Annotated in this window: 14 protein-coding genes; 7 read left to right on the top strand and 7 right to left on the bottom strand. The window is 32.7% G+C overall.

Annotated features, from left to right (window positions below; all coding sequences use genetic code 11):
* Nucleotides 1–8: 8 nt before the first annotated feature.
* On the bottom strand, nt 9–656 hold the full coding sequence (pdxH, locus tag ACY2IJ_RS04655; protein WP_476725993.1) for a pyridoxamine 5'-phosphate oxidase: 648 nt from the start codon (nt 654–656) through the stop codon (nt 9–11).
* Nucleotides 649–2112, bottom strand: coding sequence for a sodium:solute symporter (locus tag ACY2IJ_RS04650; protein ID WP_476725992.1), 1464 nt, complete (start codon nt 2110–2112; stop codon nt 649–651). Before ACY2IJ_RS04650 ends, pdxH begins: the two co-directional genes overlap by 8 nt.
* Before the next feature lie 75 nt (nt 2113–2187).
* Here ACY2IJ_RS04650 and recR point away from each other — a divergent pair, with 75 nt between their 5' ends.
* Nucleotides 2188–2805, top strand: a complete 618-nt coding sequence (gene recR, locus ACY2IJ_RS04645) for a recombination mediator RecR (RefSeq protein ID WP_476725991.1) — start codon at nt 2188–2190, stop codon at nt 2803–2805.
* A gap of 39 nt (nt 2806–2844) precedes the next feature.
* On the opposite strand, the gene ACY2IJ_RS04640 is transcribed toward recR, so the two are convergent.
* The 5 genes from ACY2IJ_RS04640 to ACY2IJ_RS04620 form a co-directional block, all read right to left on the bottom strand.
* Entirely contained in the window at nt 2845–3480 is a 636-nt protein-coding gene (locus tag ACY2IJ_RS04640) for a bifunctional 4-hydroxy-2-oxoglutarate aldolase/2-dehydro-3-deoxy-phosphogluconate aldolase (RefSeq protein ID WP_476725990.1), read from the bottom strand.
* A complete protein-coding gene (locus ACY2IJ_RS04635) occupies nt 3473–4414 on the bottom strand; it encodes a 2-dehydro-3-deoxygalactonokinase (protein WP_476725989.1) in 942 nt (313 codons plus the stop codon). Before ACY2IJ_RS04635 ends, ACY2IJ_RS04640 begins: the two co-directional genes overlap by 8 nt.
* Nucleotides 4415–4417: 3 nt before the next feature.
* Nucleotides 4418–5860, bottom strand: coding sequence for an aldehyde dehydrogenase family protein (locus ACY2IJ_RS04630; RefSeq protein WP_476725988.1), 1443 nt, complete (start codon nt 5858–5860; stop codon nt 4418–4420).
* Nucleotides 5861–5866: 6 nt separating this feature from the next.
* A complete protein-coding gene (locus ACY2IJ_RS04625) occupies nt 5867–7021 on the bottom strand; it encodes a mandelate racemase/muconate lactonizing enzyme family protein (RefSeq protein ID WP_476725987.1) in 1155 nt (384 codons plus the stop codon).
* A gap of 66 nt (nt 7022–7087) precedes the next feature.
* Nucleotides 7088–8113 carry an L-rhamnose/proton symporter RhaT gene (locus ACY2IJ_RS04620; RefSeq protein ID WP_476725986.1) on the bottom strand — a complete coding sequence of 342 codons (1026 nt, stop codon included), beginning with the start codon at nt 8111–8113 and terminating at the stop codon, nt 7088–7090.
* Between the two features lie 286 nt (nt 8114–8399).
* Between ACY2IJ_RS04620 and ACY2IJ_RS04615 the strand changes: the two genes are divergently transcribed.
* The 6 genes from ACY2IJ_RS04615 to ACY2IJ_RS04590 all read left to right on the top strand — a co-directional run bounded on the left by ACY2IJ_RS04615 (nt 8400) and on the right by ACY2IJ_RS04590 (nt 17525).
* Complete coding sequence (locus tag ACY2IJ_RS04615; RefSeq protein ID WP_476725985.1) at nt 8400–9266, top strand: AraC family transcriptional regulator; 867 nt, start codon at nt 8400–8402, stop codon at nt 9264–9266.
* 94 nt (nt 9267–9360) lie between these two features.
* Entirely contained in the window at nt 9361–12603 is a 3243-nt protein-coding gene (locus ACY2IJ_RS04610) for a glycoside hydrolase family 2 TIM barrel-domain containing protein (RefSeq protein ID WP_476725984.1), read from the top strand.
* A 14-nt stretch (nt 12604–12617) separates the two neighbouring features.
* Nucleotides 12618–12944, top strand: coding sequence for a VOC family protein (locus tag ACY2IJ_RS04605; protein ID WP_476725983.1), 327 nt, complete (start codon nt 12618–12620; stop codon nt 12942–12944).
* Between the two features lie 133 nt (nt 12945–13077).
* Nucleotides 13078–14466, top strand: coding sequence for a sulfatase-like hydrolase/transferase (locus ACY2IJ_RS04600; RefSeq protein WP_476725982.1), 1389 nt, complete (start codon nt 13078–13080; stop codon nt 14464–14466).
* Nucleotides 14467–14476: 10 nt separating this feature from the next.
* Nucleotides 14477–15460, top strand: coding sequence for a family 16 glycosylhydrolase (locus ACY2IJ_RS04595; RefSeq protein WP_476725981.1), 984 nt, complete (start codon nt 14477–14479; stop codon nt 15458–15460).
* A gap of 31 nt (nt 15461–15491) precedes the next feature.
* Nucleotides 15492–17525 carry a glycoside hydrolase family 127 protein gene (locus tag ACY2IJ_RS04590; protein WP_476725980.1) on the top strand — a complete coding sequence of 678 codons (2034 nt, stop codon included), beginning with the start codon at nt 15492–15494 and terminating at the stop codon, nt 17523–17525.
* The last annotated feature ends 178 nt before the right edge of the window (nt 17526–17703 follow it).

Here is a 17703-nt window from a genome sequence, read left to right as displayed (position 1 = left end):
ACTAGGGGTTAAGGAGCTAGTCTTTCTATTTTCCACTCAAAATTTTCTAATAAAGTATATCTTATTCTATCATGCATTCTATTAGGTCTACCTTGCCAAAATTCAATAGAAATAGGTTTTATAATATAGCCTCCCCAATGTTCTGGTCTTGGAATTTCTTTTCCTTTAAATTTTTGTGTGTAGTTTTCTAATTGTTTGTTTAATTCTTCTTTAGAGGCAACCACTTGACTTTGGTTAGATGCCCATGCACCTAATTTACTACCCTCGGGTCTAGATTCAAAATATCCGTCAGATAAATTTGCCTGTATTTTCTCAGCTTTCCCTTTTATTATAACTTGTTTTTCTTGTGTTTCCCAAAAAAAAGAAGCACATATGTTTGGGTTGTTAGCAATGGCTGTTCCTTTTTCGCTATTGTAATTGGTATAAAATATAAATCCTTCCCAGGTAAAACGTTTTAACAATACAATACGGTTTTTAGGAAATCCATCTAAACCAATGCTAGCAATGTTCATAGCGTTGGTTTCTAGGCCAGTTTCGGCAGCTTCCACTTCGTAAAACCATTGCTGAAAAAGCTCAATTGGTGTTTCTGGAATTGTTGTTTCTAACAATTCTCCCTTTTGATAAGTTTTTCTATAATCGCTTAAATCCTTATTCATGTTTGTGTTTAATCATATAAAGTCCTATGTATGTGATGATTCCGTTGATTAGTAATAATTCGTAACCAAACTCAAATCCATTGAACAAACTAGCACTGTATTCATTTATAAAATAACTAAAAATAATAGCAATAATGGCTATAAATATGACCCATTTATCTTTAATGTTATGTTTGGTAAAAATACCAAAAGAAAACAAACCTAATAAGGGACCGTAGGTAAAAGATGCGACCTTTAAAAGATTGCTAATTACATTGTCGTTTAAAATATATTTAAAAGAAATAATGGTTAAAATTAGAATGAAAGACATGTAAATATGTGTTTGTTTTCTAATTTTTTCTTGTTCTTTTTTTGATTTGGTTTCAATTTTTAAAAAATCAATACAAAAGGATGTTGTTAAAGATGTTAAAGCACTATCGGCACTAGAATAAGCGGCAGCAACCAATCCTAAAATAAATAGAATTGAGGCTCCTAATCCTAAGTTTCCGTTTAAAGCAATTTCTGGAAAAAGCAAATCGGTTTTAGATTTACCATCTATAATAGGAATGCTAATGTTTTCTTGTTGAGCATATGTAAACAACAAAGCTCCTAATGTTAGAAACAGAAAGTTAATAATGATGAGAGAGGGTGCTAAAGACATCATATTCCATTGTGCTTCTTTCGTGTTTTTACAAGTTAGGTTTTTTTGCATCATATCTTGGTCTAATCCTGTCATTGCAATAGCAATAAAAGCCCCACCTAGTACAGATTTTAACCAATAGTTTTTGGTGTTTACATCATCTGTAAAAAATATTTTTCCGTAGTTGCTATATTCTTGAGAACTAATAAAATCAAAAAGGGTGGAGTTTAATTTTTCTAACAACAAGTATCCTATTACAATTAGGGCTGTTAACATAAAAAGAGTTTGCAACGTATCTGTCCAAATAATGGTTTTAATTCCTCCTTTAAAGGTGTAAATCCAAATTAGCAGTACAGAAAAAACAACAGTAAACTCAAAACGAATGTTCCAAGAATCAAAAATAAAATACTGTAAAACAATGGCAACTAAATACAGTCTAAACGATGCTCCAAGGACTCTAGAAACCAAAAAAGAAGCAGCTCCAACTTTGTGACTGTTTGTTCCAAAACGTTGCTCTAAATAGCTATAAATAGAGGTAATGTTGTATTTGTAGTAAAGAGGAAGTAAAATGTACGAAATAACTACATATCCTAAAAAATAACCAAAAACAACTTGCATGTAACTAAACTGACTAGTGGCTACCCAACCTGGAACAGAAATAAAAGTAACTCCAGATAAGGAGGCTCCAATCATTCCAAAAGCAACAATGTACCAAGGGGCTTTTTTATTGGCTTTAAAAAAAGTATCGTTGTTGTTGTCTTTTCCTGTAATTACAGATATTGTGTATAAAACAATAAAATAAAGTCCTATAATTATAGCAATGGTTGTAGGTGTCATTCAATGTATTTAATTCCATTACAAATTAAATATTTTTTTTAATCTATTCCGCTATATATGTACATTTGTGTACTTATGGATTTTTCATCAAAACTTTTAGAAAACGCAGTAAACGAAGTCTCTCAATTGCCAGGAATTGGTAAAAGAACAGCTTTGCGTTTGGTACTACATTTATTAAGACAACCTAAAGAACAAACTAGTTTTTTAACCAATGCGTTAAACAATTTGGTAAATGATATTAAGTTGTGTAAAAACTGTCATAACATATCGGATGTAGAGCTTTGCGAAATTTGTGCAAGCCCTAAAAGAGATGAGACCACTATTTGTGTGGTAGAAGATGTGCGTGATGTTATGGCTATAGAAAATACAGCTCAGTTTCAAGGAATGTATCATGTCTTAGGAGGAAAAATATCTCCTATGGAGGGAATTGGTCCTAACAATTTGCAAATTGATAGTTTGGTAGAAAAAGTAAAAAACGGAAAAGTAAATGAATTGGTTTTTGCATTGAGTTCTACCATGGAAGGAGATACAACCAACTTTTATATTTACAAACAAGTAAAAGATTTAGATGTAAAAATATCGGCCATTGCCAGAGGAATTTCTGTAGGAGATGAGTTGGAATATGCCGATGAGGTTACTTTAGGAAGAAGTATTCTGAATAGAATTCCGTTTGAAAATAGTTTAAGACAATAAAAAAAATCCTCTTTAGTTACAAAGAGGATTTTTTATAAATTAAATTTTAGTAGCTTTTTTAATGGCATTAAAATGGGCTTTTAAAGCTGATTTGTCTCCAGAAGCAATAATATTTTTATCAAACAAAGAACCTCCCATTCCACAACCAACAACACCTACGTTAAAAAAGTCTGCAATATTGTTTTTGTCCACCCCACCTGTAGGCAATAGTTTAATGGTGTTTAAAGGTCCTAAAATATCTTTAATGTATTTGGTTCCCAATTGTGTTGCCGGAAAAATTTTAACTGCACTAGCCCCTAAAGACCAAGCTTTGTAAATTTCGGTAGGAGTATAAGCTCCTGGAAAAACAGGAATTTTATGAGCTACACAGTAACGAATTACGTCTTCATCAATTACAGGAGTAACAATAAATTGAGCCCCTGCATTTAAAGCACGTTTTAAATCATCCATATTGCAAACCGTACCAGCACCAACATTTAAAGTTGGGTATTCTTTGATTAAAGTAGTAATAGATGCTTCTGCGTTTTCAGAATTCATAGTAATTTCTACTGTGTAAAAACCACTATCTATGTATACAGGTATAATTTCTCTAATTTGTTCCATAGAAAACCCTCTCATAATTCCTACAACAGGGGTTTCGTTATATTTTTCCCAAGAAAATGTTGATTTAGACATGTGATGCGATTATTTTTTTGTGTCCTATTAATAAAGCTTTGTCAATCCTATCTGCATCAAAACAAATAACTGTTTGATGAGTTTGATTTAAAGCTAGTTTGTATAATTTGTACAAAATACCTGTGGTGGCAATGTACACTTGTTGTTGATTGTTTTTTAAATAAGCCAATTCTCCACCAATTAACAAACCTGATAAAAAGTAAAAGTTTTCTTCTTTGGTTTTATTTTTCAATAAATCATTAGCTCTAATAGAAAATAAAGAAGAAAGGTGTTGGTTCTCCAAACCTTTATGGACTCCTTGTATAAAGGCAGGTTCCAATTCTTTGCTCCAATCTGTTTTAATGATAGAATTTGTTAAAAGTGTGTTTTTACTGATCACATCAAACAATTCACCCGTCATGTGAGTAGTGAATGATGTGAAAACACCATTTTTGAAAGCAATGTGCTTGCTGTGTGTTCCTGGTAGTAGTAACACACCCTCTTTATCTGTTGGAATGTGTTTAGACAATCCAATGGCTTGGATTTCTTCACCTCTCATAACATCTGCAGTAGTTTTAGCTCCCGATACTAAAATAAGCTCCAATCCATTTTCTGATATTGTTTTGCTAAGTAAATTAGCTCCATCAAAATGAATAGGCATGTCTACATAAGGCAGTTCAACCATACCAATACTAGAAGTAGCCATTCCAGAAGCAACAATAATTGGTGTTGCCCCTGTAAATTTTAAGGCTTTAATTTCAGTTTTTAGATAATTAGCAAAGTAGGATGTTTGCGTTTCTGCTTGATGATTTTCTGTATATTGTTGATGTAGTTTTTTTACACCCACATTTGTACTATGTTCAGCTATTACTTCTAAAGTAGAGGTGTTTACTAAACGCAATCTAAAATTAGAGGTTCCCCAATCGCAACTAATAAATGTTTTTGGTAAAGACATAGGTTATAATTGTACGCTAATTCTTTTTCTGATTAAATAATCTTCTAAGGCAAATTCAGAACAATCTACACCAATACCACTATTTTTAATTCCACCATGTGGCAAGTAGATATCGTATTTTACACCGTTTATTTGTACCTCTCCAAAAGCTAATTTTTGAGAGAAATAAGTTTGAGTTTCTTTGTCTTCTGTAAATACATACGATGCCAATCCAGCATCTGTATTATTGGCCAATTCTAATACTTCTTCTTTAGAGGTAAAAGGAACAATTAAAGCAACAGGTCCAAAAATTTCGTGCTCTAAAACTTCTGATTTTGGGTTACTTAATTTAATAACTGTAGGTTCAAAGAAATATCCAGGCTTGTCAATTGCTTTTCCTCCTGTAATAATTTTACCTCCTTCGGAAACAGCTTGGTTTACAATATTTTGAACTCTAGTAACCGAAACTTTATTTGCCAAAGGTCCCATGTCTGGTTTTTGTTCTTTTCCAAATCCAACTGAAGTAGCTTCAAATTTAGTTTTCATTCCAGCTATAAACTGATCTATTACCGCTTTATGTACATAGAATCTATTTGGAGCTACACAAATTTGACCTGTGTTTGCTGTTTTTAAAATAGAACCTATATTAATAGCGTTTTCTAAGTTGGCATCTTCACAAACAATAAAAGGAGCGTTTCCTCCACATTCCATACTATATTGTTTGATAGAGGTTTTGCTACTTTGTTCAATTAGTTTTTGAGCAGTTTTGGTAGAACCAATCATGGTGATTAATTGTGGAATGGTACTTTCACACAATGGAATTCCTACGTTTTCTAAATCTCCACAAATAACATTTACCACACCTTTAGGAAAGTTGATTTGTTCACAAATTTCTCCAATTAAGTAGGCAGAAATAGGAGAGAATTCAGAAGGTTTTAAAATAATACTACATCCGGCAGCTAGGGCAGGACCCAATTTAAATCCAAGATTTAGTAAAGGAAAGTTGTATGCCAAAAATGCAACAGCAACACCTAAAGGTTGTTTAATCACTGTATGTGTATGAGTACCTTCTTTATCTTTAATATCTAAATCTTCTATTTTTAGAATTTCTTCTGCATAGAATTGTAATGAATTGGTAATGCTTGTAACATCTTCTTCAGAACCTTCCCAAGTTTTTCCCATTTCAAAAACAATAGCTTCACGTAGGTCGTTTGCTCTTTCTAAAATAGCATCTCTAAGTTTGTGCATCCAAGAAACTCTTTTAGAAACAGGGAGTTGAGACCAGTGCTCAAAACCTTTTTGAGCAGCGTTTAAAGTGCGTAAAGTATCTTCTTTAGTAGCCCAACTAATAGTTGCAATAGTTTGTTCTGTTCCAGGACAAACCACATCAAAAGTACTGTTGTTTGTTGCGCTAACTAATTGCCCATCAATATATAAATCTTTATGTCCAAATAATAAATTACTCATAATGGTTTATTTTACAAAAACTTTAGTTTGGGCTTGGCAAGAATATTTTAGAAGAGCTTCTTCATTAATATCTACACCTAAACCAGGATTGGTAGGAACGGTAAGCACTCCATTTTTAATTACTAAACTGTGTTTTACAACCTCATCTCTTAAAGGGTTTTCAGTTCTGTCTAACTCCATTACAGGTTTGTCAGAATACATTCTTCCTGGGTTTTTATCTAGGTTGGCAACCAAATGCACAGCTGCACTAATAGCTATCCAGGTTCCCCAAGTATGTGGAACTACATCTTTAGAGTAGGTTTGAGCTAAAGAAACAATTCTTTTTACTTCGGTTAAACCTCCAGTAGCACAAATATCGGGCTGAGCAATGTCTACACAATCATTGTCAAATAATCTTTTAAATCCGTGTTTTAAATATTCACATTCACCTCCCGAAATAGGGATAGAAGTTCGTAAACGTAATTTTCGGTAACCATCATAATCTTCTGGTGATACAGGTTCTTCAAACCATGAAATGTTGTATTTTTCAACATTTAAAGCAAGTTCTAAAGCTTCTTTGTACGAGTAAGCATGATTGGCATCTATCATTAGTTTAACATCATCACCAATAGCTTTTCTTACTGCTTTTACATATTTAGTGTCTTGTTCAATACCTAAACCTACTTTCATTTTAATGGCTTTAAAACCTTCAGCTTTGTAACTAAGGGCTTCATCCACTAATTTTTTTTCCAAATCAGCAACTCTTTCAAAATACAATCCTGTTGCATACGGATGAATTTCAGGGTTTTTTACTCCACCTAAAAGAACAGAAACAGGTTGGTTTAATATTTTACCTTTTAAGTCCCAAAGCGCAACATCTATAGCACTAACAGCAGCTTGAAAAACTCCGCTTCTACCAAAGTCTAAAGACCTTAAGTACATTTCTTGCCAAATAGACTCGTTTTCTAGTGCGTTTTTTCCAACAATAAAAGGAGTAAAAAATTCTATTCCTGCTTTAATTACATCGGCAGGACCATAACCTTCTCCCCATCCATAAGTACCGTCTTCTAAGGTAATTTTTACCAAACATATTTTTCTAGTATCGTATTGCCATTGAGAAAAATAAAATGGTTCGTCTAGTTTACTAGTTAATACGTAAGGTGTAATTTCTTTAATAATCATGATAATGACTTTTTGTATGTGTACGTATGATAAACTATGTACATACGTTTAAATTAGTTTCTTAATTTATAAGGTATTAGAATATGCTAATACGCAAGTAGCAAGAATAATAATTGCAATTCCTAACAATAATATTTGAAAAGGTTTGGCTACGTTTTTCCATTCACCAGATCTGTATGCCCAAATGTTACTGATGATTAATGAGATTCCTAACATCATTGGCCAAGCAATCATGGTTCCTATATCTCCCATTAGAGCAACACCTTGTCCGTAAGTTCCTAGAGCAGCAAACCATAACAATCCTGCAATTACAGACCATTTTAAAGCTTTTGCCATTCCTGGAGTTTTAAAAGAATTGAATGACTTGTTTTTGATTAATAAGAATAAAGAATATCCTAAATTCATAATATAAGCTCCTGCTAAAACAACTACCCAACGAGCTAGTGCAGTGTTTCTTTGTAATGCTCCTGCTTTTTCTGCAATTTTTCCAATTTCAGAAGTGTTGTCAAAACCTACAGCTAACATGGCAGATAAAATTCCGCTAGCAGAGGCAATCAACAAACCAGTTTTAAAATCTTTTCCTTTTTTAATTCCTTCTATTTCTCCACCTTGTTCTGCTAAAAGTTTATCTCTTTTTAAACCAGCAATGGTAACAACAATAACAGCAATTGCTAACAATACCAATCCTATTAATAAATAAGGGATACTATTAGGGTTTAAAGAATCGTATTTTAAAAACATAGGAATTAAAGCACCAACAATAGAACAAAGTCCCATTACAATTCCATATGTTAAAGACATACCTATATAACCTACAGAAACACCAAACATAATACCTCCAATACCCCATCCAAAACCAAGAGCAGCACCAGACCATATTTCGTTACTAGGAGCTTGAGCAATTACATCAAACAAATTAGGAACTACTAATAAGGCCCATATTAAAGGAAAAATAACCATTGCTACTGTTGCGTGAACAATCCACCAAGCTTCCCATTTTAGCGGAGCTATATATTTCATTCCTAAACCAAAACTTCCTTGGAATAAACTAGCAAATAAGATCAATGCTATTGCAATTAAATAAGTGTCCATAGTTTTAAATATTAATTTTTTATAAAGTTGTTAGTAAATATGGGGTGTTTAAAAACCCGTTTAATTTTTGTGAATCAGTACTTTTTTTACACATAAGAATGTCCTGTAGTATTCTATTGATAAAGTATAGACTGTAGTTCTGAAAACAAATTTCGTTAATAATTATCCAATAACTTAACAACAGTTTACCAAAACAAGTCTATTATTGACATATTATTAATTTAACAGTCTTTTTTTGATAAAATATGTTAATTTTATACTTCATAAATAAAACAACTTATTAAAATTGAAGATTTTACAGAAAAAAATCACGCCGTCTAACAAAAGTTTTTCGGTGTATAAGAATACCAAACCTTATTTAGATGAGTCTTGGCACTTGCATCAAGAGCTAGAGCTTATTTATATTATAGAAGGAACAGGTACTTGTTTTATTGGAGATAATGTTCACGAGTTTTCATCGGGTGAACTGGCTTTAATTGGTTCTAATATGCCTCATTTGTGGAGGAATTCAGAAGCATATCATAAGGATATGAATTTAAAAGCAGAGGTAATTGTTTTGCATTTTAATGAAGACTTTTTAGGGAAAGAGTTTTTTGAAAAAAACGAAATGGTTCTAATGAAAAACTTAATTAGCAAAGCTAGTAATGGGGTAGCTTTTTTAGATGATAAAGTAAAAGCTTATGTGTCTTCAGAATTAGAAAGGCTAATCAATTTAACTGGGTTTAAAAGTATACAATGTATGCTTAATATTTTAGATGCATTGTCGTCTACCAAAGATGTAAAGGAGTTTGCAAGTAATGGGTATACAGAAAAAATTTATGTAAAAGACTCGCAAAGGTTAGAAAAAGTTTATCAATACGTATTAACAAATTTAAATAGAGAAATTCACTTAGATGAGGTTGCAGAAATAGCTCATTTAGGGGTTTCTCCTTTTTGTAGATTTTTTAAGAAAAGAATGCACAAAACCTTTTCACAATTTTTAAATGAAGTTAGGGTAGGTCATGCTTGTAAGTTGTTGATAGAGAATAAACTATCTATTTCAGAGGTAACTTATAGCTGTGGGTACAATTCGCAAACAAATTTTAACAGACAGTTTAAAAAAATAAAAGGCATTAACCCAAAAGCTTACCAAAAAATGTATTTGGATAACTAGAATTTAGAACACACTTTATAATTAATATTAACATTTAAAACCTTCTATTTTTTCTTAATAGAGTTGTATTACAGTATCGTAAATTAAATAAAAAATGAAAAACAAAATCAATGCAATTTTGCTGTTGTTTATAGCGGCAGGTCAATTTCTTATGGCTCAAGTTCAAAAGGATTGGGAGAATGAGTTAATGTTTGAGCAGAATAAATTAAGGTCTCGCGTGCCAAGTTATTCTTATAAAAGCCATACAGATGCTTTGGAAGGAAATAGAACCAAATCAAGAATACAATCTTTAGATGGTACTTGGAAATTTAATTTTGTAGATAAGTCTGGAGATAGACCTAGTGATTTTATCGCAAAAGATTTTAATGGAAGCCCAAAAGATTGGAAAGATATTACCGTACCCTCTAACTGGGAGTTAGAAGGATATGGACAACCTATATATTCTAATATTATTTATCCGTTTACTCCCAATATTTTAAAAGGAGGAACTCGTAATTTCGGTTATATGGGGCCACATCCGCCACAATTTCCGTTTGTAGAAAAATATAGAGACAATCCCGTAGGAAGCTATTATAGAGATTTTACAGTGTCTGAAGATTGGAAAAACGAATCTATTATTTTGCATTTTGGAGGGGTTTCTTCTGCTTTTTATGTATGGGTAAATGGAAAAAAAGTAGGATATAGTCAAGGAAGTAGATTGGCTGCTGAATTTGATGTAACTGATTTTGTAACTACAGGAAAAAACAGAGTTGCTGTTCAAGTGTTTAGATGGAGTGATGGAAGTTACTTAGAAGATCAAGATATGTGGAGGTTAAGTGGAATTCACAGAGAGGTAATGTTGTTGGCTCAACCAAAAGTTGCATTAAACGATTGTTTTGTTAGAACAAAATTTGACAAAGATTTAAAAGATGCCAAATTAGAAGTTCGTCCGCATATGTGGATGAAAGGAGATGAAGAAAAATTAAAAGGATGGGAGTTAAAAGCTCAGTTGTACGATGCAGAAAACAATAAAGTATTGGCAAATCCTATTTCTTGTTCTATAGAAGCAATTCACTTTGAAAGATGGCCACAAAGAGATATTACCAAGTTTGCCTTTTTAGAAGCAACAATTAAAAATCCTAAAAAATGGTCTGTAGAAAGTCCGTATTTGTACACTTTGGTTTTTGATGTGGTAGATGCTAATGGAAAATTAGTAGAATCTAGAAGTCAAAAAATAGGATTTAGAAAAGTAGCTTTTAGCAAAGACAATGAGTTGTTGGTTAACGGACAACCTGTTAAAATAATGGGGGTTAATAGACATGATCATCACCCAGTAAGAGGAAAAGCATTGACTAGAAAAGACATGGAAGATGATGTTAAATTACTAAAGCAGTTTAACTTTAATGCAGTACGTACATCTCACTATCCTAACGATCCATATTTTTATGAATTATGCGATAAATATGGTTTGTATGTAATGGATGAAGCAAATATAGAATCACATCATTTAGGAAGTTATGTACCACAACAACCGAGTTTGGCTATTCCAATTTTAAGTAGAGTAATGCGTATGGTAGATAGAGACAAAAACCATCCTTCTATTATTTCTTGGTCTATGGGGAATGAGTCGGGTACTGGACCTGCTTTTGCAGCTGCTGCCGCTTGGATAAAAGATTACGATCCTTCTCGTTTTGTACATTACGAAGGAGCACAAGGAGATCCAACAGATCCTGATTATTTAGAAGGGGAAGAAGGACAAAAAGCGTTTAGAGGTCCTGCGCATGCCAATCCAGATGATCCTTATTATGTAGATGTGTTAAGTAGAATGTATCCAGAAATTTATCAATTAAAAGCTATGTCTGAAAGCAAACATATTGATAGACCAATTGTTATGTGTGAATATGCACACGCTATGGGGAACTCTATAGGAAATTTGGGTGAGTACTGGGATTTAATACATGCTAAAAAGAACTTAATAGGTGGGTTTATTTGGGATATGATAGATCAAGGTTTAGAAACCACCACTGCCAATGGAGAAAAATATTACGCTTATGGAGGTGATTTTGGTGATGTACCTAATGATAAAAACTTTTGTATCAATGGAGTGTTTTCTCCAGACAAAAAACCAAATCCGCATGCTTGGGAATGTAAATACATTTTTCAACCGTTTAATTTTAAAGCTACTGATGTTAAAAATGGAAAAGTAACCGCTATCAACCATTTAGCATTTACCAACCTGAATCAATACGAGGTAAGATGGACTTTGTCAGAAAATGGAAAAGAATTACAATCGGGAATTTTAAAAGATGTAAATGTTGCTCCAAAAACATCATCAACCTTAACCATTCCTTATAAAAAAGTAAGGTTTAAAGACAATGCAGAATATTGGATTAAAATTAGTGTTCACCAGAAAAACAATCAATTTTGGGCTGCTAAAGGATTTGAGGTTGCTAAAGAACAAATTCAGTTAAAAGAAAGAGATTTTTCTAACAATTATGCATCAACATCAAAAGCATCGGTTACCGTAAAAGAAGGAGTAAATGAAGTGGTTGTAACTGGAAAACGTTTTTCTGCAAAAGTGTCTAAAACCAATGGAGAATTAACCTCTTTTGTGGCTAACAAAGTAGAGCAATTGGTAACACCATTAAAGCCAAGTTTTTTCCGCCCTCCAATTGATAATGACTTAAGAGGAGCTAGTTCAAGAGCGTTTAGAGCTTCTAGAAAATATTGGGAGTTCTTGGCAGATAAATTAAAAACTACATCGGTAAAAACAAGTTCAAAAAATGCTGAAGTTGTTGTAACTGTTCACAAACAGTTTAAAAATGAGGTGAATTTAACAATTGGTTATCGTTTTTTAAGCGATGGTCGTGTAGTTGTAAACATGGATATGGATGCTAAGGAAAACTTACCAGGGCTTATTAAGTATGGTATGACTATGGGGGTGTCTAACAATTACCAAACTACTACTTTTTATGGAAAAGGACCTTGGGAAAATTATGTAGATAGAAAAAGAGGAGCAGAGGTAGATGAGTTTACGTTTAAAACAGATGATTTGTTTTACAACTATATTTTTCCGCAAGAAAACTCTAACAGATCAGACGTAAGATGGTTAAAGTTATCAGAATCTAAAAAGAAGAATTTAACTGTAGAAGGTTCGCCAGAGTTTAACTTTTCTATTTGGCCATATTCTGCTAAAAACATTCAAGAAGCAACACATCCTTACGAATTAAAAAAACAAGGTTTTTATACTTTAAATATTGATTTAATGCAAATGAGTGTGGGTGGAACTTTATCAGAAACACTACCTAAGTTTATCATTCCTTCAGGAAAATACAGTTTTGAATTTATCTTAAAATAATTAAAAAATAGAAAATGGAATACAAATTTAGTCATATAGGAATCCCAACAACAGAAGAAAAAGAATGGGATGGTTTTTTTGAACCAGGAAAAGTACACTTTACAGAGTTTGATAAAGATGAGTTTTTGGTAGAATGGGTAAAATTTGATGCTGACAGTCCTTGGCATGAGTTGGTAACTACAAAACCACATGTAGCGTATTTGGTAGACAATATTGAAGAAGCTATTCAAGGTAAAAAAGTAATTGTAGAGCCTTTTAGTCCTGCAGATGGAGTTAGAGTGGTGTTTATTTCACACAACGGTTCTCCTGTTGAATTTATGGAAGTTAAAGAATCAAACTAAAAGTCAATTTAGTACTATTACAAGGGAAAATAGATTGATAAAATGCTATAATGTTTTGCTTAATTTGTAATATGAAACAGTGAAAAATCACAATATCTCATATTATTAGCTTATTTGTTAAAACATTATTAGAATGAATAGAAATTTATTATGGGTATTGTTGGTGTTAAGCCAACAATACTTTTTTGCCCAAAAAAAGCCCAACATTGTACTTTTATTTGCAGATGATGCAGGTTATATAGATTTTGGTTTTCAAGGTAGTAAGGTGATGAAAACACCTAACTTAGATAAATTGGCAAAGTCTGGAGTTATTTTTAAGCAAGGTTACGTTTCCGATCCTACTTGCGGACCTTCAAGAGCAGGATTAATGACCGGAAAATACCAAGCAAGATTTGGGTACGAAGAAATTAACGTTCCCGGTTACATGAGTGATCATTCTGCCTTAAAAGGAGATGAAATGGGACTCCCCCTAGATCAAAAAACAATAGGGAATTACTTACAACAACAAGGTTACAAAACAGCAGCATACGGAAAATGGCATTTGGGTAATGCAGATAGGTTTCACCCATTAAATAGAGGTTTTGATGAGTTTTATGGTTTTAGAGGAGGAGCAAGAAGTTATTTTGCTTATAAAGACCCTAAGGGAGATCATAAAATGGAAACAAACTTTGGGAAATATGAAGAACCAGACCATTATGCTACTGATGTTTTTGCAGAAAAAGCAGCAGATTTTATAGAAAGAAACAAAAACAATCCGTTTTTTATTTACTTGTCTTTTAATGCTGTTCATACACCAATGGAGGCTACGGATGAAGATTTGGCCAAATTCCCTAATTTAACAGGAACAAGAAAAAAATTAGCCGCTATGACTTTGGCTTTAGACAGAGCTTGTGGTACTGTATTAAAGAAATTAAAAGAACTAGGACTAGATGAGAATACAATTGTAGTTTTTAGTAATGATAATGGAGGGCCTTCAGATAAAAATGCATCAATAAATAAACCATTAAGCGGTACTAAATCAAATCATTTAGAAGGAGGGATTAGAGTACCATTTTTAATGAGTTGGCCAGCTAAAATTAAATGCAAATCTACTTATGATTATCCGGTTATTACCTTGGATTTATTACCAACTTTTTATGCAGCAGCAGGAGGAAATGTTCAACAATTAACCGATGTAAACGGTGTTAATCTTGTTCCTTTTGTAACCGGAGAAAAAAAAGGAAGACCTCATGATATTTTGTTTTGGAAAAAAGAAACAAGAGCTGTGGTTAGAGAAGGAGATTATAAGTTGATTCGCTTTCCAGACAGACCTGCAGAGTTATATAACGTACCTAACGATATTTCTGAACGATACAATTTAGCTAATAAATACCCAGACAAAGTTAAAAGCATGTACAAAAAATTATTTGATTGGGAAATGACCCTAGAACGTCCGTTGTGGTTGTTAAAAAGAAAGTACGAGCAATACGATATTGACAGAATGAACAAGTATAGAGAAGGATGGATTCCTGCAAAAGAATAAAACAATGAATATGAAAAAAATAAGCATTTTAATGTTGTCAACTTTATTTGTGGCAACAGCATGTAGTAAAAAAACAAATCCATCAGCAACTCAGAACAAAACAAAGGTAGTTGTACCTTTTTCAGACCCTACAAATACAGGTAATTGGGTGTTAAATACTGCAGTAAGTGATGAGTTTGATACAACAAGTTTAGATCGAGATAAATGGCATGTTGTAGGAGAACTAACCAACGGAGTACCTAGTTATAAAAATCCAGACAGACCGCAAAGAGAAGATTGGATAGGTAGAGCTCCTTCTCAATTTTCTGGAGATAATTATCGCTTAGAAAACGGAATGTTAAAATTAGAAACCAGATGGGAGCCAGATTTTGCTTTTAGTGATAAAACAGATAAAGTAGCAGGAAAAGATATAAAGCACGAGAATATTACCACTGCTTGTATTATTGGTAGAAAAGAATTTTTATATGGTTATATGGAAATTAAATGTAAAGCTGCCGATGCTGAAATTTCTAGTGCATTTTGGGCTACAGGAGGGCAAACAGAATTTGATATGTTTGAGTTTTTTGGAGATCACAGACAGCCTAAAAAAGAAGCCGATGGTAAAGACAAAGAACTTTGGTGGTCTATGCATGATTGGAGTAAAACAGGAAAAGGAAAAACTACTTATACAGAACATAAATATTTTGATTTTAGAGTAGCTGATGATTTTCATGTATATGGATATGACTGGAGCGAAAACGGAGTTAAAATTTACGTAGATGGAAAATTGTTTAGAGACGTGTCTAGAAAGCAAATTAACGAGTGGGATGACGTAAAATTAAGCAAAGGAGGAAATGGAGCTGCGGAGAATTATGTAATTACCCATCCGCTTAAAATTTGGTTAGACCAAGAAACGTTTCCTTGGCATGGAGTTCCAGATTCTAAAGAAGATTTACATCCATCAGGAAAAGTAGATTTTGAAATTGACTATGTAAGAGTTTGGCAAAAAAAATAAAAAGTAACAAACAATATAATTATAAAATAAGATGAGGAAGTTAATCACAAGCGCGTTAAGCGTATTCATGTTGAGTGCAGGTTTTGCTCAAGAACGTGCAATCTTAAATCATACACACAGTAAACATGTTAAGCTAAAAAGTATTAACATGGGAGATTGTCATTGGACAGAAGGTTTTTGGGCAGACAAGTTTAAGGTAGCAGAAGAATCTATGATTCCTTATATGCGTAAAGTTTTAACAGGAGATGTAGGTCATGCGCTAAATAACTTTAAAATTGCTGCAGGATTAAAAAAAGGAGAACACAAAGGTATGCGTTGGCACGATGGAGATTTTTATAAATTTATGGAAGCAGAGTGTTATTTATATGCGCAAAATAAAGACAAAGCTTTGTTAACAGAGTTAGACGGCTACATTGATATTATTAAAAAAGCGCAAGCTGAAGATGGGTATTTGCAAACACAAATTCAGTTGAATAAAGATGTAGATCGTTACGAAAATCGTAAGTATCATGAAATGTATAATTCAGGACATTTTTTAACCACAGCATGTATTCATTATAGAACTACAGGGCAAAGAAATATGTTAGATTTAGCAATTAAACACGCTAACTTATTGTATACTCAATTTATGCCTGATAATAAGTTATTAGGACGTTTCGGATTCAATCAAACTCAAATTATGGGGTTGGTAGAGTTGTATAGAACGACACAAGATGAACGTTATTTAAAATTAGCAGAACAGTTTATTAATAATAGAGGAAAATATCCAGTAAAAGAAGTTTCCACAACTATTGGATATCCAATAGGAGATATGGTACAAGAACGTACCCCTTTACGTAAGTCTAAAGAAGCAGTTGGGCATGCTGTATTGGCTTTGTATTATTATGCAGGAGCAGCAGATGTATATGCTGAAACTGGAGAACAGGCTTTGCTTGATGCTTTAGACAGGTTATGGTACAATGTAACAGAGCAAAAAATGTACGTAACAGGAGCAGTGGGGCAAACACATTTTGGAGCATCTACTCATAGAGATAAAATAGAAGAGGGGTTTATAGATGAATATATGATGCCTAACTTAACAGCTTATAACGAAACTTGTGCAAATGTTTGTAACTCTATGTTTAGCTATCGTATGTTAGGATTGCATGGAGAATCTAAATATGCTGATATTATGGAGTTGGTATTGTACAACAGTGCATTGTCTGGTATTAGTTTAGATGGAAAACATTATTACTATGCAAATCCTTTAAGAGTTATTGAAGGATCTAGAGACTACAAAAAGATGGTAACTGAATTTCCAACTCGTCAGCCTTATTTAGATTGTTTTTGTTGTCCTCCTAATTTGGTAAGAACTATAGCTAAAGTATCTGGATGGGCGTATAGTTTGGCAGAAAATGGGGTTGCAGTAAATTTATATGGAGGAAACAGATTGGAGACTAAAATGTTAGATGGTTCTAAGTTAGTTTTAAACCAAGAAACTCAATATCCATGGGAAGGAACAGTTAAATTAACTGTAGAAAAAGCAAAACGTTCTGCTTTTGATGTTATGTTAAGAATTCCTAATTGGGCAAACGGAACTAAAGTATTGGTAAATGGAAAAGATACAAGAGTTAAAGTTGTAGCTGGAGAATTTGCAACCATCAATCGCAAGTGGAAAAAAGGAGATATAGTAACTATTGAATTTCCTATGGATGTTTATTTTGTAGAAGGACATTCTAGAATAGAAGAAGTTAGGAATCAAGTAGCAGTAAAAAGAGGACCAGTAGTGTATTGTTTAGAATCTGCAGATTTACCTAAAAATGCTAAAATTGTTGATGCTTATATAAAAGGAGATGCTTCTAAATTAAAAGCGGAATATCGTCCAGATTTATTAGGAGGAGTTACAGCTATAACAGGGGAGTTGTTGTTGCGTAAAGATAAATCAGATGCTAAAATGTATAACAAAGTAAATAAGCCAACTTTACAAAGCTATAAAACTACCTTAGTTCCTTATTTTTCTTGGTCTAATAGAAATGAAGGAAAAGAAAGCGAAATGAGTGTTTTTCTACCTGTTATTTGGGAGTAAGATTTTAAAGTAATTATAGAAATACAATTGTTTTTATATAGATTCTTAAAATGCGTTCTGTTAAGTTCTTACTTAATTTGAACGCATTTTTTTGTGAATGAAGTTTTAGAGTTTAAAAATGAACACATATTTTGTTTGCAAGAACTCCTTTGTTTAGATTTGTAAATCTCCTTTGAGA

Source organism: Wenyingzhuangia gracilariae (genome assembly GCF_056387575.1).
This window is presented reverse-complemented; position numbering and strand designations above follow the sequence as displayed.

Coding starts and splice junctions, on each gene's coding strand:
- ACY2IJ_RS04595 (WP_476725981.1), top strand. CDS start 14,477: ATGAAAAAAATAAGCATTTTAATGTTGTCAACTTTATTTGTGGCAACA.
- pdxH (WP_476725993.1), bottom strand. CDS start 656: ATGAATAAGGATTTAAGCGATTATAGAAAAACTTATCAAAAGGGAGAA.
- ACY2IJ_RS04650 (WP_476725992.1), bottom strand. CDS start 2,112: ATGACACCTACAACCATTGCTATAATTATAGGACTTTATTTTATTGTT.
- ACY2IJ_RS04600 (WP_476725982.1), top strand. CDS start 13,078: ATGAATAGAAATTTATTATGGGTATTGTTGGTGTTAAGCCAACAATAC.
- ACY2IJ_RS04630 (WP_476725988.1), bottom strand. CDS start 5,860: ATGAGTAATTTATTATTTGGACATAAAGATTTATATATTGATGGGCAA.
- ACY2IJ_RS04620 (WP_476725986.1), bottom strand. CDS start 8,113: ATGGACACTTATTTAATTGCAATAGCATTGATCTTATTTGCTAGTTTA.
- ACY2IJ_RS04635 (WP_476725989.1), bottom strand. CDS start 4,414: ATGTCTTTACCAAAAACATTTATTAGTTGCGATTGGGGAACCTCTAAT.
- ACY2IJ_RS04590 (WP_476725980.1), top strand. CDS start 15,492: ATGAGGAAGTTAATCACAAGCGCGTTAAGCGTATTCATGTTGAGTGCA.
- recR (WP_476725991.1), top strand. CDS start 2,188: ATGGATTTTTCATCAAAACTTTTAGAAAACGCAGTAAACGAAGTCTCT.
- ACY2IJ_RS04640 (WP_476725990.1), bottom strand. CDS start 3,480: ATGTCTAAATCAACATTTTCTTGGGAAAAATATAACGAAACCCCTGTT.
- ACY2IJ_RS04605 (WP_476725983.1), top strand. CDS start 12,618: ATGGAATACAAATTTAGTCATATAGGAATCCCAACAACAGAAGAAAAA.
- ACY2IJ_RS04625 (WP_476725987.1), bottom strand. CDS start 7,021: ATGATTATTAAAGAAATTACACCTTACGTATTAACTAGTAAACTAGAC.
- ACY2IJ_RS04610 (WP_476725984.1), top strand. CDS start 9,361: ATGAAAAACAAAATCAATGCAATTTTGCTGTTGTTTATAGCGGCAGGT.